This is a genomic window from Pseudonocardia sp. (genome assembly GCF_025465255.1).
In the GTDB taxonomy this organism is placed as follows: domain Bacteria; phylum Actinomycetota; class Actinomycetes; order Mycobacteriales; family Pseudonocardiaceae; genus Pseudonocardia.
Genome location: NZ_JAODNI010000164.1, coordinates 65,941 through 85,377, shown reverse-complemented (window position 1 = coordinate 85,377; position 19,437 = coordinate 65,941). Strand labels below are relative to the sequence as shown.

The following is a 19,437-nucleotide window of genomic DNA, read 5'->3' as shown; positions in this document are numbered from 1 at the left end:
TCCGTACCGGTCGTTTCTTCCCGGAACGGTCAGCGGTCCTCGGCGGACCGCTCGGGCTCCAGGGCCGGGCTGTCGATCCGAGGCCCGGCGACCGGGTGCCCGGCGATCCGGACGGCGTTGCGGCCCGCGCCCTTGGCTGCGTAGAGCGCACGGTCCGCGAGGCTCAGGACCTGCTCGATCGTCGTCGACGCCTCGGGCGTCACGATCGCCCCGCCGGCGCTGATGCTGAGGTTGGCGATGGAGAGCGGGCCGTCGGGCGTCTCGATCGGGACGTCGAGGTGCTCGACCCGGATCCGGATCCGCTCCGCGACCATCCGCAGGCCGCCGACGGGGTGGTCCCCGGGCAGGCCGGGCAGCAGGACGACGAACTCCTCGCCGCCGAACCGGCCGACGAGGTCGTTCCCGCGCACCTCGTCCCGCACCGCGCCGGCGACGGCGGCCAGGACGCGGTCCCCGGCGAGGTGGCCGTGGGTGTCGTTGACGTTCTTGAAGTGGTCCAGGTCCAGCACGAGCAGCGCGAACGGGGTGCTGCCGCGGCGCGCGCGGCGCAGCTCCTGGCCGGCGCGGACGTTCCAGGCCGCCGCGGTGAGCAGCCCGGTCTTGCCGTCCGTCGAGGCGGCCGCGGCCAGCTCGCGGACCAGGACGGCCCGCTGCAGCACGAGGATCGGCGGGAACGCGAGGAGGACGAACCACCACGAGATGGTGAGCGTCAGGGCGAGCATCGCCCCCAGGCAGAGCGTCGCGACCTCGACCATGATGTCGTCGAGGTGCCCGAACAGGTCCGTCGGCCGGGCCTGCGGGTCGTTCGCGGCCACCGCGGCGGCGATCAGGGCGCTGTTGACCGTGGCGTAGGCCGCCGCGGCGAGCAGCAGCACGGCGAGCCCGGCCAGCCCGGCCAGCGACATTCCGGGGGCCGCGGCGCGCAGCACGATCTCGTGCGCGGCCCGGACGGCGAGCAGGACCGTCGAGGTGGTGAAGACGTGCCGGTAGAGGGGGAAGCGCGCCGGCTTCCACACCCGGAACCAGAGGTGCGTGTAGATGACGACCACGGCGGCCGTCGCGACGGCCGGGGGGAGCAGGACGGCGGCGGCGAAGGTCCAGATGGTGCTGAGGTCGGTGTAGGACTTCTCGCCCACCCGGCGGCGCGCGCGCTCGACACCCGTCGCGATCTCGGTGTGCGCGATGCCGGTGACCGCGAGCAGCAGACCCAGGAGGACAGCGGACGCCGACGGGTCGAAGGCGATCGCCGTGGTGACCACCAGACCCGCGGCGCACGACTCGACAATCGTGAGAGCCGCGATCACCCGGGTGGACTGAGTCCATACCGCCCACCGGGTGATGCCACACCTCCGTCGAGGTGACTGTCTCAAGGGAGCGACTCCTGTCCAGCACACTGATGTCAGCAGGACCCGAGAGTAGTCACATGATCACCGAAACCTGATACCCCGAAGAGGTAGAGGCTCGGCGACCGCTGACTACGCAGGGTCACGATCGTGGGGAGTGGTTCGTCGTGTCATGGGCGGCCTGAAGCTTGCCGGCCACCCCGGCACGACTGCGTTCGGAGAGCCATCGTGCCGTCTCGCGACCGCCCCGTCGAGCCCGGGAAGGGAGCTTCGTTGTGCGCAACCGTGCCTGGTGACGGCCGTCCGTCGGTCACGGAACGTTTTTTCGGGTCGGAGGAGGCCGTCGTGCGCGACCGCGCCGGGTGGACCGGTGTTCGGGTCGGACCGGCAACGACGACGTCGTGGGCTGCCAAGAGGGGAGCGCAGCGCATGCGCAACAGGGCCTGGTGAGGACGACGACCACCGCCGGAGCGAGGAGAGGGGACCCACTCATGCGTAACCGCGCCTGGTGAGGACGAGGTCCCGTGTCGCCGTCACCACCCGGAGGAGTAGGCCATGCGAAACAGAACTTGGTGACCCGAGTCACCTCACGCCTGGTTGATCGTTGAAACATATGGAGTGTCAGGGGGAGGGCAGGACATGCGTAACCGCGCCTGGTGAGACGTCGTCCGAGTCGGACCGAACACGAGAGGGAGGGACCGTGCGCAACCGAGCCTGGTGACCCGGACAGTTCGTCGCCTGCAGCAGGAGAGGAGGACGGAATGCGCAATCGCGCCTGGTGAGAGGACCGAGACCGCCGTGATGAAGAGGAGGGGAACGACGTGCGTAACCGTGCATGGTGAGGAAGATCACGAGATCGAGGTTCCGTAGGGGCCACGTCCGCCGGAGGAGGAGAGCAGATGCGCAACCGCGCCTGGTGAGAACCGCAGTGAACGCCGTCGATCCGTACCACCGACGAGGAGTCCGTCGTGCGAAATCGTGCCTGGTGAGCCCCGAACCGCCCGCCGTACCCGTCCTCCCGTTCCCGGCTGCCCGCGCCGTCGCCGTGCACCGCGTTCCCCGACCACTCTTCCGATCTCCCGGAACTCGGGACGCTCCGAGTTCGAATGATTACGCTGGGCCGCGGGCCGTGAGGCCCCGGATCGAGCGTGCCCGGGCGGGGGGATCGTGCGACACGGACGTGGCCACGCTGCGAGCGTCTTCCGCAACCCCGAGTTCCGCGCCCTCTGGGTCGCCGAGCTCGTGTCGGTGGCCGGGGACCAGCTCGCCCGGGTCGCCTTCTCCGTCCTGGTCTACGGACGGACCGGCTCCGCGGCGTGGGCCGCGGCCGTCTACGCGCTGACCTTCCTACCGGCCCTGCTCGGCGGGGTGCTCCTCGGCTGGGTCGCCGACCGCCTCCCGCGCCGGCGGGTCATGGTCGTCGCCGACGCGGCGCGCGCGCTGCTCGTCCTCCCCCTGGCATGGCCCGGGCTCCCGTTCGCCCTGCTCTGCCCGCTGCTGGTGCTCGTCGTGGTGCTGGCCTCCCCGCACAGCGCGGCCCAGGGCGCCCTCCTGCCGGACGTGCTGTCCCACGGCGACGAGCTCGAACGCGGCTTCGCCGTCCGGCAGATCACCAACCAGACCGCGCAGATCGTCGGGTTCGCGGTCGGCGGCGTCCTCGTCACCCTGATCGGCCCCGAGATCGCGATCCTGATCAACGCCGGCACGTTCCTGCTCTCGGCCCTGGTCGTGCGGCTGGGTCTGCGCCGCCGGCCCGCCCCGCCCCGCGGCTCCGGCCTCGACGCCACCGCCGGGTTCCGGACCTTCACCGCCGACATCCGCGAGGGCGCCGCAGCCGTGTTCACCCATCCCGGCCTGCGGACGCTGGCGGCCGCCGTGTGGCTCGTCGGCTGCTACGTCGCGCCGGAGGCGTTGGCCGTGCCCTTCGCGGACGAGCTCGGCGCCGACCCCGCCGCCGTCGGGCTCCTGATGGCGGCGGACCCAGCGGGCAGCGTGATCGGCGCGGTGATCGTGAGCCGCTGGGTGCCCGACGCCTGGCGGGAGCGCGTGATCATCCCCGCGGCCGCGCTCGCGGGGCTGCCGCTCGTGGCGTCGCTGTTCGCGCCGAACGTCGCGGTCGTCGTCGTGTTGTGGGGGCTGACCGGGGCGCTGTGCACGATCAGCCTCGTCCCGGCGCAGGCCGTCTTCGTCCGGACGACGCCAGGTGCGATGCGCGGGCGCGCGACGGGGCTGGCCGCGTCCGGCCTGATCGCCGCGCAGGGGCTCGCCATCCTGGTCTGCGGGGGGCTGGCTCAGGTCTGGTCGGCGGGTGTCGCGGTCGCGGGGTGCGGCGCGGGTGGGCTCGCCGGCGCGCTGGCTCTGAGGGCGACGCGCGGCGGGCGTGAGGTCTCCGCGGCACACCGGGTCGACGGCGACGCGAACTGCGCGACGCCGTGACGCCGTCCCGAGGGGGACGGACCGGGGCTCACCAGGAGCGGTTGGCCGGCCCGGTGGGGTCGGTCCGCCGCGGTGCGGCGAGCGGTGTGCGGAGGGACATACCTGGCGTGGGGTGCACTACCGGCGGAGCCACTCGCGGATGAACTCCGGCGTCCGGGTCTCGCCCTCCGTGACCGGGGGCGCGGTCATCCGGGTGGGGTCGCGCGCTCCGTCACCGGGTCGGACGGAGGCGGCCGACACCGCGTCGACGGAGAGTCCGGGCCGATGTAGGGCAGCGCGAGCGACTTGCACGTCGTGCCCGGCACCGAACAGGCCGCCGTGAACGTCGCCGCCGAGATCGTCCGGCGCGGTGCGCCGCATCCGGATCCGCGGGGAACCCGGTGGAGGCACCCCTCTAGCATCGGGAGGGTCAGTTCCGACACTCCCTGGAGGCCTCTCGTGTCCGCACCACCCGCCCCGCCCGCGTCCGCCCCCATCCGGGTGTCGGCGGGGACGACGGCCGGGGCCCGCGTGCGCGAGGGTGGCCTGCCCACCAGCGGACCCGGCGCGATCGTCGTCGTCAAGGACTCCGAGGGGACCCTGCGGGACCTGGCCTGGGCCCCGGACGTCGACGCCGAGGTCACCCCGGTCACCGCGGACTCCGACGAGGGTCGCAGCGTGATCCGGCACTCCGCCGCGCACGTGCTCGCCCAGGCCGTGCAGCAGCTGTACCCGGAGGCGAAGCTCGGCATCGGCCCGCCGATCACCGACGGCTTCTACTACGACTTCGACGTCCCGGTGCCGTTCACCCCCGAGGACCTCACGAAGCTCGAGTCGGCGATGAAGAAGATTGTCAAGGCCGGGCAGCGGTTCTCCCGCCGCCGGTTCGACTCGCTCGACGAGGCCCGCAAGGAGCTCGCGGACGAGCCGTACAAGCTCGAGCTGATCGACCTGAAGGGCTCCGGTACCGAGGCCGACGACGAGGTCATGGAGGTCGACGCGTCCGGCGAGCTGACCGCCTACGACAACGTCCACGCCCACACCGGCGCCGTCGTCTGGTCGGACCTCTGCCGCGGCCCGCACCTCCCCACCACGAAGTTCATCCCGGCGTTCAAGCTCCTCCGCAGCGCCGCCGCGTACTGGCGGGGGAGTGAGAAGAACCCGCAGCTCCAGCGCATCTACGGCACCGCCTGGGAGAGCCAGGAGGCCCTCGACGCGTACCTGGAGCGGGTCGCCGAGGCCGAGCGCCGGGACCACCGCCGGCTGGGCTCCGAGCTGGACCTCTTCTCGTTCCCGGACCAGATCGGCTCCGGCCTGCCGGTCTTCCACCCCAAGGGCGGGATCATCCGCCGGGAGATGGAGGACTACTCGCGCCGCCGCCACGAGCAGGCGGGCTACCAGTTCGTCAACACCCCGCACATCACCAAGGGGCAGCTGTTCCGCACCTCTGGCCACCTGGAGTGGTACGAGGAGGGCATGTACCCGGCCATGATCCTCGACGAGGAGCGCAGCGCTGACGGGACCGTCCGCAAGCCCGGCCAAGACTACTACCTGAAGCCGATGAACTGCCCGATGCACAACCTGATCTTCGACGCCCGCGGGCGCAGCTACCGCGAGCTGCCGCTGCGGCTGTTCGAGTTCGGGACGGTGTACCGGTACGAGAAGTCCGGCGTGGTGCACGGGCTCACCCGCGCCCGCGGCTTCACGCAGGACGACGCGCACATCTACTGCACCGAGGAGCAGATGCAGGGGGAGATCCGCTCCCTGCTGGACTTCGTGCTCGGCCTGCTGCGGGACTACGGCCTGGACGACTTCCACCTCGAGCTCTCGACCCGCAACCCGGAGAAGTCCATCGGCAGCGACGAGGACTGGGAGCGCGCCACGGACGCGCTGCGCGAGGCCGCCGAGGCGTCGGGCCTGGACCTGGTGCTGGACCCGGGCGGGGCGGCGTTCTACGCGCCCAAGATCAGCGTGCAGGTGAAGGACGCGATCGGCCGCAGCTGGCAGATGTCCACGATCCAGGTCGACCTGATGCTGCCGGATCGCTTCGACCTCGAGTACACGGCGTCGGACGGCAGCCGCAAGCGCCCCGTCATGATCCACCGTGCGCTGTTCGGCTCGATCGAGCGCTTCTTCGGCGTGCTGCTGGAGCACTACGCCGGGGCGTTCCCGGCGTGGCTGGCGCCCACCCAGGTCGTCGCGATCCCGGTGACGGACGAGCAGGTCCCCGCCGTCGACGAGATCGCCACGGCGCTGAGGGAGCGCGGCGTCCGCGTCGAGGTCGATGCCGGGGACGACCGGATGCAGAAGAAGATCCGCACCCACACCCTGCAGAAGGTGCCGTTCATGCTGCTCGCGGGCGCCCGGGACGTCGAGGCGGGCGCGGTGAGCTTCCGGTTCCGCGACGGCACCCAGACCAACGGCGTGCCGGTGGCCCAGGCCGTCGAGGCGATCGTCGCCTGGATCGCCGGCCGCAACAACACCAGCCCCACCGCGGAGACGTTCCCCCTCGCCTGAGCGCTCACGCACGGGTTCGCGGGTCGACGCACACGCCCCGACGTGTGCGTCGACACCGGAACCTGTGCGTGAGCGGGCGCTGTCTAGGATCGGACGCGTGAGCGAGCCGGTCCTGGAGCCCCGCGACGGCGTCGGTACCCCGGACGGGTTCCGCCGGCTCTGGACTCCGCACCGGCTGGCCTACATCAAGGAGGCCGGCGAGGGCGGGTGCCCGTTCTGCCGGATCCCGATGTTGCCGGACGAAGAGGGCCTGGTCGTCGCGCGTGGGGAGACGGTGTTCGCGCTGCTCAACCTGCACCCGTACAACCCGGGGCACCTGATGATCCTCCCGTACCGGCACGTCGCCGAGCTCGAGGACCTGACGGACGCGGAGGCCGGCGAGCTGATGGCGTTCACCCAGCGGGCGATCCGGGCGATGAAGAAGGTCGCCGCGCCGCACGCGTTCAACGTCGGGCTCAACCTCGGCACGGTCGCGGGCGGCTCGCTCGCGGACCATCTCCACCAGCACGTCGTGCCCCGCTGGGGCGGGGACGCCAACTTCATCGCCGTCGTCGGGCAGACCAAGGTGATCCCGCAGCTGCTCACCGAGACCCGCGAGCTCCTCGCCGAGGCCTGGGAACCGGCCGCGGACAGCTGAGGGTGCGCCGGGGAGCCTGCGGCGGCCCGGGGGCGTCGTCCCACTAGGCTGATGTCCCGCACACCCGTCCGGCAGGAGTCGGCCCCCTCACGATGCTGAACGTCTTCGCGCGTGCCTCCGTCAACCGCGTGACCGACCCGATCGGCCGCTGGCTGGTCGAACGCGGGGTGACGCCGGACGCGGTCACCGTGTTCGGCACCGTCGGTGCCGCGGCGTCGGCGCTGTGGTTCCTGCCGCGCGGCCAGCTCGCGCTCGCCCCCTGGTTCATCACCTTCTTCGTGCTCCTGGACCTGGTCGACGGGGCGATGGCGCGCGCCCGCGGGCACGGCACCCCGTTCGGCGCGGTCCTGGACTCCACGTGCGACCGGCTCGCGGACGGCGCGCTGTTCGTCGGCCTCACCTGGTGGTGCCTCGGCGTCGGCGAGCACCGGACCCTCGGCATCGCCGCGCTGATCTGCCTGGTCGCGGGCCAGATGGTCTCCTACGTGAAGGCCCGCGCCGAGGGCATGGGCCTCAACGCGGACGGCGGGCTGGTCGAGCGCGCGGAACGGCTGATCGTCGCGCTGCTGGGGACGTTCCTGCAGGGCGTCGGGGTGCCGTACGCGCTGGACGTCGCGCTGTGGGCGCTGGCGGCGGCGTCGGTCTGGACGGTCGGGCAGCGGATCGTCACGACCTACCGGAGCGCGCAGGAGCAGGCCCGGGAGGTGCCGTGACCACGCCCGCGCCGACTCGCGCGGAACGGGCCGCGGACCTGGGGTTCGCGGCGGCGTGGCGGCTCGTGCGGCTCCTGCCCGAACCGCTGGCGCGGGCGGTGTTCCGCGCCGGCGCTGACCTCGCGGTCCGGCGGGACGGCGCCGGCATCCGGCGCCTGCGCGGTCACCTCGCGCGCGTCGCGCCCGGGGCGGACACGGACGCGCTGGTCCGGGACGGGATGCGCAGCTACGCCCGCTACTGGTGCGAGGCCTTCCGGCTGCCCGCGATGGACCCCTTCGACGTGCAGCGCCGGATGGACCCGCACATGGAGGGCGCGGAGGCGCTCCGGGCGTCGATCGCCGAGGGCCGCGGGGTCGTCGTCGCGCTGCCGCACTCTGGGAACTGGGACGTCGCCGGGCTCTGGATGGTCGAGGAGATGCGCCGGCAGGGGCGTCCCGCGGCGATCACCACGGTCGTGGAGCGGCTGAGGCCGGAGCCGTTGTTCCGCCGGTTCGTGGAGTACCGGGAGCGGCTGGGCTTCGAGGTCGTCGCCGCGGACGACGGCCGGGCCGCCCACCGCGCGCTGACGAACCGGCTGCGGTCCGGGGGAGTCGTGTGCCTGGTCGCGGACCGGGACCTGACCGGCGCCGGCGTCGACGTCACGTTCTTCGGCGAGCGCATCCGGATGCCCGCCGGGCCCGCGCAGCTCGCCGCCCTGACCGGCGCCGCGCTGCATCCCGCGTTCTGCACCTTCACCCCGGACGCCTGGGGAGCGCACGTGCTGCCGGCCGTCCCGGTCCCGGACCGCGCGGCCGTGCCGAAGGCCACGCAGCAGGTCGCGGAGGCGTTCGAGCAGCTCATCCGCCGGGCGCCGGCGGACTGGCACATGCTCCAGGAGCTGACCCCGGCCCGGCGGCGGGCGTCATGAGGATCGGGATCGTCTGCCCGTACTCCCTCGACGTCCCGGGCGGGGTGCAGGCGCACGTCGTCGACCTGGCGAAGGCGCTGCTGGCGCTCGGCCACCGGGTGGACGTGCTGGCCCCGGCGGACGACGACACGGTCCTCCCGGACTTCGTGACCGGCGCGGGCAAGGCGCTCGGCGTCCCCTACAACGGCTCCGTCGCGCGCGTGACGTTCGGCCCGGTCACCTACGCGCGGGCGAAGCGCTGGCTCGCCGAGCACGATTTCGACGTCCTCCACCTGCACGAACCCACCACGTTCAGCATCTCCGTCCTGGCCCTGCTGGCCGCGGAGGGGCCGATCGTCGCGACCTTCCACACCGCCACCGAGCGTTCCCGCGCCCTGCACGCGTTCGGCGGGATGCTGCGGCCGCTGATGGAGAAGGTGACCGCCCGGATCGCGGTGTCGACGCTCGCCCGGCGGGTGCAGGTACAGCACCTCGGGGGAGACGCCGTCGAGATCCCGAACGGCGTCGACGTCCCGTTCTTCCGGGACGGGCCCGCGCTGCCGGGCTATCCGCGGCGGGGGACAGTCGGCTTCCTGGGTCGCTTCGACGAGCCCCGCAAGGGCATGCCGGTCCTGCTCGACGCGCTGCGCGAGATCGCCCCGCGACGTCCCGACCTGCGCCTCCTCGTCGTCGGGCGGGGAGACGCGGACGCGCTGCGCAAGCACGCGGGACCGGCGCTCGCCCCGCGGCTGGACGTCCTCGGCCCGGTCGACGACGCGACGAAGGCCGCCGCGCTGCGCTCGATGGACGTCTACTGCGCCCCGAACCTGGGCGGCGAGAGCTTCGGCATGGTGCTCACGGAGGCGATGGCGGCCGGCGCGCCGGTCGTCGCCAGCAATCTGGAGTCGTTCCGCCGGGTGCTCGGCGAACCGGTACCGGCGGGGGTCCTGGTGCCCACCGGGAACGCGCAGGCGCTCGCGCACGGCCTGGGCGCCCTGCTGGACGACCCGTCGCGGCGGGCCGCGTTCCGCGCCGCCGGCCGGGAGCGGGTCGCGGCCTTCGACTGGCCCGTCGTCGCGTCCGCGGTGCTGCGGGTCTACCAGGCCGCCGTCGCCGCGGACCCGCGCCGGGTGCATCCCACGGGGGGTGCCGCGTGACCGCGCTCGCCTGGGTGCTGCTCGCCCTCGCCGTGCTCGTGGTGGTGATCGTCACCGTGCTCTGCGTGGCCCGCTCGTGGCGGCTGGACCGGCTGCACGTCCGGGTCGACGGCGCGAGTGCAGGGCTCGACGACGCACTCGCCCGGCGCGCCGCCGTCGCCCTGGACGTCGCGGCGCTGCGGGGGCGCCCCGGGGAACCGCTGCGGGCCGCCGCGGAACGGGCCGGGCGCCTCGGATCCGGCGCCGCGGCGGGGGAGCGGGAGGGCGCGGAGAACGCGCTGACCAGGCAACTCACCGCCGTCGACCGGAGCGCGCTGCCCACCGCGCTGCACGCCGAGCTGATCGACGCCGAGCAGCTCGTGATCCTGGCCCGCCGGGTGCACAGCGACGCGGTCCGGGACACCCTCGACCTGCGGTCGCGACGGCTGGTGCGGTGGCTGCGGCTCCACGGGACCGCGCCGTTGCCGCAGTACTTCGAGATCGCGGACCCGGAGCCCGTCGCGACGAGGCGCAGCACTCCCGCCTGACCACGGGACCGCCGCGCGCACTGACGTACCATCGGGTGTCGTCCGCCGACGTGCGGGAACACCAGAGAAGTCGTGAAGTGAGAGAGGTACCCAGTGTCGTCCGATGAGGTCGCCCCCGACACCGCAGGCCCCCAGCTCGGTACGGCCCGCGTCAAGCGCGGGATGGCCGAGATGCTCAAGGGGGGAGTGATCATGGACGTGGTCACCCCCGAGCAGGCGAAGATCGCCGAGGACGCGGGTGCCGTGGCCGTCATGGCGCTCGAGCGGGTCCCGGCGGACATCCGCGCCCAGGGCGGCGTCGCGCGTATGAGCGACCCGGACATGGTCCAGGGGATCATCGACACCGTCAGCATCCCCGTCATGGCGAAGGCCCGGATCGGCCACTTCGTCGAGGCGCAGGTGCTGCAGTCCCTGGGCGTGGACTACATCGACGAGTCCGAGGTGCTGACTCCGGCGGACGAGGCGCACCACATCGACAAGTGGGCCTTCACCGCCCCCTTCGTCTGCGGCGCGACCAACCTGGGCGAGGCACTGCGGCGCATCTCCGAGGGCGCGGCCATGATCCGCTCGAAGGGTGAGGCCGGCACCGGCAACGTCGTCGAGGCCACCCGGCACATGCGCTCGATCCGCTCCGAGATCCGCAAGCTCGCCGCGCTGGACGAGGCCGAGCTGTTCGTGGCGGCCAAGGAGCTGCGCGCGCCGGTCGATCTCGTCATGGAGGTCGCGAAGGCCGGCAAGCTGCCGGTCACGCTGTTCACCGCGGGCGGCATCGCCACCCCGGCGGACGCCGCGATGATGATGCAGCTCGGGGCCGAGGGCGTCTTCGTGGGCTCGGGCATCTTCAAGTCCGGCGACCCCGCGCAGCGCGCCGAGGCCATCGTCAAGGCCACGACGTTCTTCGACGACCCGGACGTCATCGCCAAGGTCTCCCGCGGTCTGGGCGAGGCGATGGTCGGCCTGAACATCGCGGACCTGCCCGCCGAGCAGCGTTACGCGAGCCGCGGCTGGTAAGCCCGCTCCACCGCCAGAACGCCCCGTCCGGCACCGCCGGGCGGGGCTTTCTGCTGTGCCGGTTCATGATCACGTCTCGGGCGGCGCGTCGCTTCTACTGTCATGATTGCGATCATGAACTGCTCACCCGTCCGGGAGGCAACCCCACCGCTCGTCGCGTTCGACCGGGCGTTCGAGACCGTTCGGCGCGCGCGGAAGGCTGATCGGCGCGATCCGGACATATCTCCGACCACTCTCCGTGTCACTCAAGGGAGTTGATCTGCACCCGGTGTGGTGAACAGGGGGCGCGTGGTGACCCAGTGGCGCTTAGTCTCCGCCGTGACGGATGTGATTCGAGGGGAAGAGGAGACGGATGAGGCGCTACCTGGCCATCGGCGGCATCGTCGTCGGGACGATGCTCGCGGGTTCGATGGCGGCGAGTGCACAGCCCGCTCCCGCCCCCTCGGACTGCCCTACGGCGTCGGCCCCGGCCGACCCGGGCGACGCTGCGGCGGCCGCCGGCCCCGCGTCCTCCTCGGACACTCCCGCCGGCTCGGGCTCCTCGACGTCCGGACAGTCGGGCACGGGCGAGCCTGCGGGTTCGCCGTCGGAGCCCGGAGCGTCGGACGAGCAGCCGTCCGGCGAGGCCCCGGCCGCTAGCGGCGACTCCGCGACCGGCGAGACTCCGAACGTGACCGGGACGCAGCGGGACGACCCGTCCGGGGATGCGGGCGGCGGCGACTCCGGCGACAAGGGCTCGGGAGACCACGGCGGCCCGTCCGACAGCTCCTCCGACGAGAAGCCCGCTGGCGACCGGCCGAGCGAGGAGAAACCGGCTGCCGACCCCGCCGCGGCGGCCGATCCCGGGCCGACCCCCGCGGACCCGTGCGCCCCCGGCGAGACGGCGCCCGGCGAGAGCACCAGCGCCGGCACGCTGCTGAACTGGGGCGAGCCGAACCGCGTCGACACCTTCGACGGGACCTCGCTGAAGAGCGACTGGAACGTCTACGACGGGGTCGGCCACGCCGGCAAGGGCCGCCGCACGCCGGACGCCTTCTCGGTGAAGGACGGCATCATGACCATCACCGGCGACTCGGCCGGCAGCACCGGCGGCATGGCCTGGAACCCCGGCCAGAAGTACGGCCGCTGGGAGGGCCGTGTGAAGGCGCCCGCCAGCGACGAGAGCTACAACGCGCTGCTCCTGCTCTGGCCCGACGCCGAGAACTTCCCGGTCGGCGGCGAGATCGACTTCATGGAGATGACGGACCACACCCGCCAGTCCACGAACATGTTCCTGCACTACGGCAAGGACAACAAGCAGGTCCAGGGCGACGTGAAGATCGACGCGACCGAGTGGCACAACTGGGCCGTCGAATGGACGCCCACGCACGTCGCGGCGTTCGTCGACGGCAAGGAGTGGTGGCGCACCACGGACCGCGGCATTCTCCCGCCCGGCCCGATGCACCTCTGCATCCAGCTCGACTGGTTCCCCAAGGGCGGCGACGTCCAGGAGTCGCACATGTACGTCGACTGGGTCAAGCAGTACGCGCTGAGCCCCGGTGACATCGCCGAGGGCGCCGCGGACGACGTGGTGCACCTCGCCGACGACGCGATCGCCGAGGCCGGCTCGCTTCCGGGCGCCGCGGCAGGCGCCGCGAGCGGGGTGGCCGGAACCGCCGCGGGCAGCGCCACCGAGGGGGTGCCCGCCGCCGGTGCGGCGGCGGGGGTCACGGGCCGGATCGTCGAGGGCGGCCCGGATCCCGTCGGCCCGGATCCCGTCCCCGGGCCTGTGCCGGACCCGTCCGGTGCGCTGCGGGGCGCAGGCCTCGTGCCGAACCCGGTCCGCAGCGACGGCTGACCTGCTCACGTACCGAGGGCGTCCCTGAACCGGGGGTGCCCTCGTCGTGCGTGGGGTGCGGCCGTCCGGTCTCAGATCCCGACTCGCGGGCCCGGGTCGTGATCGGGTTCAGTGCGTGATCATGCCCCCGGTGACGTTGAACGCCTGGCCCGTGAGGTACGCCGCGTCGTCGGACGCCAGGAACGCGACGACCCCCGCGACGTCCTCGGGCTCGCCGAGACGCCCCAGCGGGGACATCGCGCTCCAGGCCTCGATCTTCTCCGCGGTCCGGGTCGCGGCTCCCATCTCGGTGGCCACGTAGCCCGGACACACGCAGTTGACGCGGATCCCGTGCGGTCCGAGCTCGGCGGCCGAGGCGCGGGTCAGGGCGATCACGGCCGCCTTCGACGCCGCATAGTGCGCCTGCCCGTCGCCACCCGCCTTCCCGCCCATGCTGGAGCTGTTGACGATCACACCGCCGCCCGCGTCGATCATCACCCGCGCCGCGACCTGGGTCGTGACCAGCATGGACCGGGTGTTGACGGCGAAGACGTCGTCCCACTCCTCGGGGTCGATGTCGAGCAGCGCGGCGAAGCGGAGGATGCCGGCGTTGTTGACCAGGACATCGATTCCGCCCAGCTCGCCGATCGCCTGCCGCACGGCGGCCCGGGTGCCGGCGACGTCGCGGAGGTCGACCTCGTGCGCGCTGCCGCCGATCTCCGCCGCGACGTCCTTGGCCTCGACGGCGAGCCGGTCGAGCACCGCGACCTTCGCGCCCTCCGCGGCGAACCTGCGGGCGATCTCCGCGCCGATCCCGCGGGCGGCGCCGGTGACGACGACCCGCCGGCCGGCGAACCGGACGCTCATGCCGGTGGCGCCGGGTCGAACCGGGCGACCTCGCCGAACGCCGCGCCCAGGTACTCCACGCTGCGTTCCGCACGCTCCTTCCCGCGCTCCGCCGTCGCCGCCGTCGGGTCGCCGAGGACGCCGCTCGGGCCGAAGTCGTCCGAGAGCCAGCCGAAGGACACCGACCCGCCGAACCGGACGTGCCGGTACTCCGCGAGGTGCTCGGGGACCCAGCGCTCCGCACGGTCGAGGTCCACGAGGTCCGGGCGCAGGTGCAGCATCAGCGACGTCTCCTCGGTGCCGCCGTGCACGCCCATGCCCAGCTCGTCCGCGGGGCTCGCACCACCCTGGTCCGGCGGGACGCCCGGGTGCAGCGTGAATGTGCGCAGCCCGAACTCGCGACGCAGCTCCCGGTTCGCGACCTGCAGCAACGCGGAGTTCCCGCCGTGCCCGTTGAGGAACGCGAGCCGGCGCGCGGGCGTCGTCGCGACGCTGCGGCCGATGTCGGTGAGCACCGCCGTCAACGTGCTCGCCGAGAGCCAGAAGGTCCCGGCGGACCAGGCGTGCTCGTCGGACTTCGTGTAGGCGAGCGGCGGGAGGAGCCAGAGATCCAGCTCGTCGCCGTACTCCGCGACGGTCCGCTCGGCCATCGCCTCGGCGATGATCAGGTCCGTCGCGACCGGCAGGTGCGGGCCGTGCTGCTCGAGCGCGCCGGTCGGCAGGACGAGCACGGAGTCCGGCCCGAGCGCCGCGGCGATGTCGGGGGCGGAGAGCTCGGTCAACAGGCGGGTCACGCCCGAGACGCTACGGCGAACGCGTTGCGGTGACGTCACATTCGGCTGATAGAGATGCCCGGTGCTGATCGTGCGCGGGGCCGAACTGGTGTGGGACGGGATCGACGAGGTGCCCGGCGGGGTGGTCGCCTGCGCCGACGGGGTCGTGGTCGAGCCTTCCTCCGACGGTGCCGTCGAGCTGGACGCGTCCGGCTGCATCGTCACTCCCGGGCTGGTCAACGCCCATCACCCCACCTGCTGCAGACGGCCTTCCGGACGCTGCCCGGCACCCGTGGCGTCCCGATGCGGGACTGGCTGCCGCGCATGGCGTCGGCCTATGCGGCGGTCGGGGTCGACGACGAGCTGGCGCACACCGCCGCGTCCGCCGGGCTGGCCGAGGCGCTCCTCTGCGGGGTGACGACCGTCGCGGATCACCACCTGACCTGGCCCGCGTCGACGGGTGACGGCGTCGGGATCGCCCGCGCGGTCTCGGCGGCTGCGGCGGACCTCGGTACGCGGCTGGTGTTCGTCCCGGGGTAGCGCCCGCGACGACCCCGAGACCGCGGCGGCCTCCGCGTCCGCGATCGCCGAGGCGCTGGCGGGGGAGCCGCACGTCCAGGTCGCCGTGGGCCCGGCCGGGGTGCACAGCGACGCGCCGGAGACGTTCGCGCTGCTGGGGGAGGTCGCGGCGAAGCCCGGGCTGCGGCGCCGGACCCAGGCGAACGAGCAGGTCGACGTCGAGGTGGCGCTGGCGAGGTACGGCCGCCGGCCACTGGAGCTGCTCGACGAGTGGGGCTGGCTCGCGCCGGACGTCACCCTCGCGCATCTCTGCGACGTCACGCCGGCCGAGATCGCGCGCCTCGCCGCGGCCGGGGTGAGCGTCACGCACGCGCCGGGCTGCGACCTGCCGATGGGTTGGGGTGTCGCGCCGACGGCGGCGTTCACGGACGCGGGGGTGGCGGTCGGGCTCGGGACCAGCGGCGGCGGGAGCAAGGACGCCGGCCACCTCCTCGCCGACGCCCGGCTGGCGATGCAGGTCGCCCCGCTCGTCGGCCGTCCGGTGGCGGCGCGGGAGGCGCTGACCTGGGCGACCACCGGGTCCGCCGACGGTCTCGGCCGGCCGGAGCTGGGCCACCTCACCGCCGAGTCGGCCGCGGACCTCGTCTGCTGGGACGTGACCGGGGTGGCCGACGCGGGGGTGGCGGACCCCCTGGCGGGGCTGCTCTGGGCGGCGCCGGGACGGCGGGCGAAGCACGTCGTGGTCGGGGGAGAGGTGGTCGTGCGGGACGGGGAGCTGGTGCGGCGGGGGGAGCGGGAGGTGGCGGAGGCGCTCCGCGCCCTGCTCCGCGCCCGGGGCCCCGCCGCCTGAGTGGCCCGCCGCCTGAGTGGTGACCGCACCATGGAGCCACAAGGGGCTTTCCGAGGCCGGAAACCCGCGTCATGGCTCCGCAACGCGGCTACTTGGCGGGCAAGGCCGATCGACTGGTCGATGAACTGGTTCGTCACCAGGTCCGCGGCCTTGAGCCCGTCCTTCACCGGCGTGCCCTGTCCGGCGAAGATCGGGGTGTCGATGTCGATCGTCTTCTGGACGCGGTCGAGGTCGAGGTCACCGATGTAGGCGTTCGCCCCGTTGCTGATGATCCCCAGGTCCAGCTGCGCCTTCGCCGAGTAGTCCGCGACGGCCTGCGAGTACACCCAGCCCGTGTCGAACTGCGTGACGAGGTCCAGGATCAGCGAGTTCACCGGCCCGGGCGTCGCCATGTAGTCGACCTGCGCCCGCTGCATCAGCGGGACGAGCTCGGTGAAGCAGTTGGTGACCTGCGGCATCACGGCGCTCCGGGCGGCCAGCACCGACTGGTATTACGGGTAGCCCGCGTCGTTGACCAGCTGGTACTCGACCTCCTTGCCCCAGGCCGACACCTCGTTCTGGTAGATGTACGGCTCGGCGGTCGCGAAGCCCTGCTGGGCGTCCTTGCCGACGACGCGGTTCGCCGAGGTCCGCGTGGGTGCGCACGGCCGTGGTGCCCGCGCGAGGTGGCGCAGCGCGGCGCGGGTGGCGCGGTCCACCAGGTCGTCATGGGTGAAGTATCAGGTACCTCCTCCGAGCTCGCGGCCGATCGTGGCGAGGGCGCGGGCCGTCGACACCTCGTCGCCGGGGACCGGCACGCCGGACAGGTCGACGCCCCACACCCCCGGGATCTCCATGAGTCTCGTCCCCAGCGCGACCGCGGCCGCGACACCGGCGACCGCCGGGTGCCGGTCCGCGACGATCCGCTCCAGGTACCCGGGCGGCGCGGTGAACCCGCTGAACTCCGCGATCAGCTCGGCCGAGCGCCGGTCCAGCACCACGGGCACGCACGCGACGAACGGGACACCCGGCAGGCCTCCCGCCCGCAGCAGCTCCCGGGCCTCCGCGACGAAGTCCGCGACCGGCCCGGCTCCGCCGCAGTGGTCGACGACGGCGACGTCCGCGCCCGCGCGCACCTTCTCCACCAGCCGGGCGGGTCGACGGCCCCGGGGCGGCCCGGCCGGGGCCTCCGCGACGGACACCGGCACCCCGGCGGCGCGGGCGAGCGCGGCGAGCTGCGTGGAGTCGAGGTCGAAGACGGGCGCGGCGTCCGGGCGGTCGCCCAGCGCGGTGTGGTCCCCGGTGACGCAGTGGACGGCGGCGACTCCGACTTCCGCGAGCGCCGCGAGCTCCCCTTCGAGGGCCACCCGGTTCCGGTCCCGGCAGTTGAGGCCGATCCAGGCCGGCACGCCGGCGTCGCGCAGGAGGAGCGCGCGGTAGGACGGCGGGAACTGGACCCGGGCGCCGCCGTGGTCCCCGGTGAGGACGGCGTCGACGGAACCGGCGAGCAGGGAGGCGATGTGCCGCAATGCCTCGCGGTCCATCGGCGGGGCCGGGATGTCGGCGATCACGGCTGTGCCGCGGGCCAGCGGCGCGGGGATCCGGAGGCGGGGGTCGACGGGCCCGGACCACGCGACCGTCGGCTCGCCGACCCAGGGACAGGGGAGCGGCTCCACCTCGCAGCCGCCGTGCGCCCGCACCCCGCCGCACGGCCCGTGGACCATGTGCTTGGGGCACGTGCCACCGGGATCCATGGCGCCATCCTCATGGTCCCACGTTGCGGACGTGTGTCGGTGGGGCCTACCGGTACTCCATCAGCAGGACCGCCGTCGTGCCCGGCTCGAGCGCGCGGTAGCTGTGCGCGCGGTCGCCGGGGAAGTATGCGTAGTCGCCCGGGCCGAGCTCGACCTCCTCGCCGGCGGGCCCGCAGAGCCAGCGCCCCGCGGTGACGAGCAGGTGCTCGCCCGTCCCGGGGATGTGCGGGTCCGCGGTGCGCGCCGGCCCCGGCTCCGCCGTGATCACGTGCAGGTCCCGCCGGACGCCTGGCGGGCTCGCCGCCAGCAGCGTCCCGGTGAAGGGGGAGCGCTCGGACGGGATGACGACGTGCTCCTGCGCCCGCACGACCCGCACGCCCTCGCTGGGCGGGTCGACGAGGCGGCTGAACGGGACGTCCAACACGACCGCGATCGCCCACAGCGTCTCGACGCTCGGGTTCCCCGACCCGGCCTCGAGCTGGGACAGCGTGGACTTGGCGATGCCCGCGCGCCGCGCGAGCTCGCCGAGCGAGAGGCCCATCCGGTCCCGCTCGCGGCGTACGGCGGCGGCGATGGTCGCGAGGGGTGTCGTCCGGTCCATCGGGGTTCGATCCATCGGTCCTCGTGTTCGGCTTGACGAACGCTTACGGGGGTGTTCAGTGTAGGGAACCATGTGTTCGGTACGGCGAACGATAGGGGCCCTCGACCGCGGTGACCTGCGCGACGCGCTGGCCCTCGCGGCCGCGATCATGGTCGTCGGGATGTCGTTCGGGGCCCTCGCCGCCGCGGCGGGCGTGCCGTTCGTGCTCGCGGTGGGCATGTCCGTGCTGGTCTTCGCCGGCGGCTCGCAGTTCCTGGCCGTCGCCGTGGTCGCCGCCGGCGGCGCGCCGGTCGCGGCGGTGGTGGCCGGGTTGCTGCTCAACCTGCGGCTGCTCCCGTTCGGCTTGGCGGTCGGCAACGTCGTCGGGACGGGCTTGGTGGCCCGGGTGCTCGGCGCCCACATCGTGGTCGACGAGGTGGTGGCATTCTCCCGGGCCCGGCCGCCGGAGCGGGCGCGCAGCGCCTACCGGCTGTCCGGCACGCTGCTGTTCCTCGGGTGGAACGCCGGCACGGTCGTCGGGCTGGTCGCGGGTGCGGCGGTTCCGAACCCGAACGCGTTCGGTGTCGACGCCGCGTTCCCGGCCGCCCTGCTCGCGCTCCTGCTGCCCGCCCTGCGCGGCGCCGACGCGCGGCGGGTGGGGATCGTGGCCGCGGTCCTCGCGCTCGCCGCCACCCCGTTCCTGCCGCCCGGCCTCCCGGTCCTCGTCGCCCTCGGCGGCCTGCTCGTCGTCGGCCGTACCCCCGCGAGTCGGGGTCGATCCGTCACCGGGTCGGGCTGCCCGTCATGACGTGGACCGCGGTGCTCGCCCTCGCCGCCGGCACTTACCTGCTCCGCCTCGGCGGGATCCTCCTCCGGGACCGGGTCACGATGCCCGAACGCCTGGACCGGCTCGTCGACCTCGGGGCGACCGCGCTGCTCGTCGGCCTGGTCGCGACCGCCGCGCTCACCGAGAGCGGCGGCTTCGCCGGGTGGGCCCGGCCGGCCGGGGTGCTTGTCGGGGGGCTCGCGGCGTGGCGGAAGGTGCCGTTCGTGCTGGTGGTGATCCTGGCGGCGGGGACGACGGCGGGCTTGCGGTTCGTCGGCGTCGAGTAG

The 19,437-nt window shown here is 73.6% G+C and carries 19 protein-coding genes; 13 read left to right on the top strand and 6 right to left on the bottom strand.

The window, feature by feature from the left end:
* Nucleotides 1-29: 29 nt before the first annotated feature.
* Entirely contained in the window at nt 30-1,304 is a 1,275-nt protein-coding gene (locus JWP64_RS19730) for a GGDEF domain-containing protein (protein WP_297499286.1), read from the bottom strand.
* A gap of 1,206 nt (nt 1,305-2,510) precedes the next feature.
* Here JWP64_RS19730 and JWP64_RS19725 point away from each other — a divergent pair.
* The 9 genes from JWP64_RS19725 to JWP64_RS19685 all read left to right on the top strand — a co-directional run bounded on the left by JWP64_RS19725 (nt 2,511) and on the right by JWP64_RS19685 (nt 13,044).
* Entirely contained in the window at nt 2,511-3,779 is a 1,269-nt protein-coding gene (locus tag JWP64_RS19725; protein ID WP_297499284.1) for an MFS transporter, read from the top strand.
* Between the two features lie 438 nt (nt 3,780-4,217).
* Nucleotides 4,218-6,275, top strand: a complete 2,058-nt coding sequence (gene thrS / locus JWP64_RS19720) for a threonine--tRNA ligase (protein WP_297499282.1) — start codon at nt 4,218-4,220, stop codon at nt 6,273-6,275.
* A 97-nt stretch (nt 6,276-6,372) separates the two neighbouring features.
* On the top strand, nt 6,373-6,912 hold the full coding sequence (locus JWP64_RS19715; RefSeq protein WP_297499280.1) for an HIT domain-containing protein: 540 nt from the start codon (nt 6,373-6,375) through the stop codon (nt 6,910-6,912).
* Nucleotides 6,913-7,004: 92 nt separating this feature from the next.
* Nucleotides 7,005-7,625, top strand: a complete 621-nt coding sequence (gene pgsA / locus JWP64_RS19710; RefSeq protein ID WP_297499278.1) for a phosphatidylinositol phosphate synthase — start codon at nt 7,005-7,007, stop codon at nt 7,623-7,625.
* Nucleotides 7,622-8,533 carry a phosphatidylinositol mannoside acyltransferase gene (locus JWP64_RS19705; RefSeq protein ID WP_297499276.1) on the top strand — a complete coding sequence of 304 codons (912 nt, stop codon included), beginning with the start codon at nt 7,622-7,624 and terminating at the stop codon, nt 8,531-8,533. Before pgsA ends, JWP64_RS19705 begins: the two co-directional genes overlap by 4 nt.
* Complete coding sequence (locus JWP64_RS19700; protein WP_297499274.1) at nt 8,530-9,669, top strand: glycosyltransferase family 4 protein; 1,140 nt, start codon at nt 8,530-8,532, stop codon at nt 9,667-9,669. Before JWP64_RS19705 ends, JWP64_RS19700 begins: the two co-directional genes overlap by 4 nt.
* Entirely contained in the window at nt 9,666-10,196 is a 531-nt protein-coding gene (locus JWP64_RS19695; protein WP_297499272.1) for an NUDIX hydrolase, read from the top strand. The genes JWP64_RS19700 and JWP64_RS19695 overlap by 4 nt, the downstream gene beginning before the upstream one ends.
* 93 nt (nt 10,197-10,289) lie before the next feature.
* On the top strand, nt 10,290-11,207 hold the full coding sequence (pdxS, locus tag JWP64_RS19690; RefSeq protein WP_297499270.1) for a pyridoxal 5'-phosphate synthase lyase subunit PdxS: 918 nt from the start codon (nt 10,290-10,292) through the stop codon (nt 11,205-11,207).
* Between the two features lie 352 nt (nt 11,208-11,559).
* Nucleotides 11,560-13,044, top strand: coding sequence for a glycoside hydrolase family 16 protein (locus tag JWP64_RS19685; protein ID WP_297499268.1), 1,485 nt, complete (start codon nt 11,560-11,562; stop codon nt 13,042-13,044).
* A 108-nt stretch (nt 13,045-13,152) separates the two neighbouring features.
* Here JWP64_RS19685 and JWP64_RS19680 read toward each other — a convergent pair whose 3' ends face one another.
* Both JWP64_RS19680 and JWP64_RS19675 read right to left on the bottom strand, forming a co-directional pair.
* The gene (locus JWP64_RS19680) at nt 13,153-13,890 is read right to left on the bottom strand and encodes an SDR family NAD(P)-dependent oxidoreductase (protein ID WP_297499267.1); all 738 of its coding nucleotides are present in this window, start codon (nt 13,888-13,890) and stop codon (nt 13,153-13,155) included.
* Complete coding sequence (locus tag JWP64_RS19675; RefSeq protein ID WP_297499265.1) at nt 13,887-14,663, bottom strand: creatininase family protein; 777 nt, start codon at nt 14,661-14,663, stop codon at nt 13,887-13,889. The genes JWP64_RS19680 and JWP64_RS19675 overlap by 4 nt, the downstream gene beginning before the upstream one ends.
* A gap of 282 nt (nt 14,664-14,945) precedes the next feature.
* Here JWP64_RS19675 and JWP64_RS19670 point away from each other — a divergent pair, with 282 nt between their 5' ends.
* Both JWP64_RS19670 and JWP64_RS19665 read left to right on the top strand, forming a co-directional pair.
* The gene (locus JWP64_RS19670; RefSeq protein ID WP_297499263.1) at nt 14,946-15,182 is read left to right on the top strand and encodes a hypothetical protein; all 237 of its coding nucleotides are present in this window, start codon (nt 14,946-14,948) and stop codon (nt 15,180-15,182) included.
* The gene (locus tag JWP64_RS19665; protein WP_297499260.1) at nt 15,103-16,011 is read left to right on the top strand and encodes an amidohydrolase family protein; all 909 of its coding nucleotides are present in this window, start codon (nt 15,103-15,105) and stop codon (nt 16,009-16,011) included. The genes JWP64_RS19670 and JWP64_RS19665 overlap by 80 nt, the downstream gene beginning before the upstream one ends.
* Nucleotides 16,012-16,502: 491 nt before the next feature.
* Here JWP64_RS19665 and JWP64_RS19660 read toward each other — a convergent pair whose 3' ends face one another.
* The 3 genes from JWP64_RS19660 to JWP64_RS19650 are packed head-to-tail and all read right to left on the bottom strand — an operon-like array spanning nt 16,503 to nt 18,360.
* On the bottom strand, nt 16,503-16,709 hold the full coding sequence (locus tag JWP64_RS19660; RefSeq protein ID WP_297499258.1) for a hypothetical protein: 207 nt from the start codon (nt 16,707-16,709) through the stop codon (nt 16,503-16,505).
* A gap of 21 nt (nt 16,710-16,730) precedes the next feature.
* The gene (locus JWP64_RS19655) at nt 16,731-17,744 is read right to left on the bottom strand and encodes a methylenetetrahydrofolate reductase C-terminal domain-containing protein (protein WP_297499256.1); all 1,014 of its coding nucleotides are present in this window, start codon (nt 17,742-17,744) and stop codon (nt 16,731-16,733) included.
* 46 nt (nt 17,745-17,790) lie between these two features.
* Nucleotides 17,791-18,360 (bottom strand): XRE family transcriptional regulator, encoded by a 570-nt coding sequence (locus tag JWP64_RS19650; RefSeq protein WP_297499254.1) that lies wholly within the window; start codon nt 18,358-18,360, stop codon nt 17,791-17,793.
* A 55-nt stretch (nt 18,361-18,415) separates the two neighbouring features.
* Between JWP64_RS19650 and JWP64_RS19645 the strand changes: the two genes are divergently transcribed.
* Nucleotides 18,416-19,132: an AzlC family ABC transporter permease gene (locus JWP64_RS19645; RefSeq protein WP_297499252.1), complete on the top strand. Its 717-nt coding sequence runs from the start codon at nt 18,416-18,418 to the stop codon at nt 19,130-19,132.
* Nucleotides 19,129-19,437, top strand: coding sequence for an AzlD domain-containing protein (locus JWP64_RS19640; protein ID WP_297499250.1), 309 nt, complete (start codon nt 19,129-19,131; stop codon nt 19,435-19,437). Before JWP64_RS19645 ends, JWP64_RS19640 begins: the two co-directional genes overlap by 4 nt.

What these genes read in the sequence shown, in the direction of transcription:
- JWP64_RS19700 (WP_297499274.1), top strand. Translation starts at nt 8,530, where the DNA reads ATGAGGATCGGGATCGTCTGCCCGTACTCCCTCGACGTCCCGGGCGGG.
- JWP64_RS19670 (WP_297499263.1), top strand. Translation starts at nt 14,946, where the DNA reads ATGCGGGACTGGCTGCCGCGCATGGCGTCGGCCTATGCGGCGGTCGGG.
- JWP64_RS19680 (WP_297499267.1), bottom strand. Translation starts at nt 13,890, where the DNA reads ATGAGCGTCCGGTTCGCCGGCCGGCGGGTCGTCGTCACCGGCGCCGCC.
- JWP64_RS19655 (WP_297499256.1), bottom strand. Translation starts at nt 17,744, where the DNA reads ATGGATCCCGGTGGCACGTGCCCCAAGCACATGGTCCACGGGCCGTGC.
- JWP64_RS19650 (WP_297499254.1), bottom strand. Translation starts at nt 18,360, where the DNA reads ATGGATCGAACCCCGATGGACCGGACGACACCCCTCGCGACCATCGCC.
- JWP64_RS19640 (WP_297499250.1), top strand. Translation starts at nt 19,129, where the DNA reads ATGACGTGGACCGCGGTGCTCGCCCTCGCCGCCGGCACTTACCTGCTC.
- JWP64_RS19645 (WP_297499252.1), top strand. Translation starts at nt 18,416, where the DNA reads ATGTGTTCGGTACGGCGAACGATAGGGGCCCTCGACCGCGGTGACCTG.
- JWP64_RS19685 (WP_297499268.1), top strand. Translation starts at nt 11,560, where the DNA reads ATGAGGCGCTACCTGGCCATCGGCGGCATCGTCGTCGGGACGATGCTC.
- pgsA (WP_297499278.1), top strand. Translation starts at nt 7,005, where the DNA reads ATGCTGAACGTCTTCGCGCGTGCCTCCGTCAACCGCGTGACCGACCCG.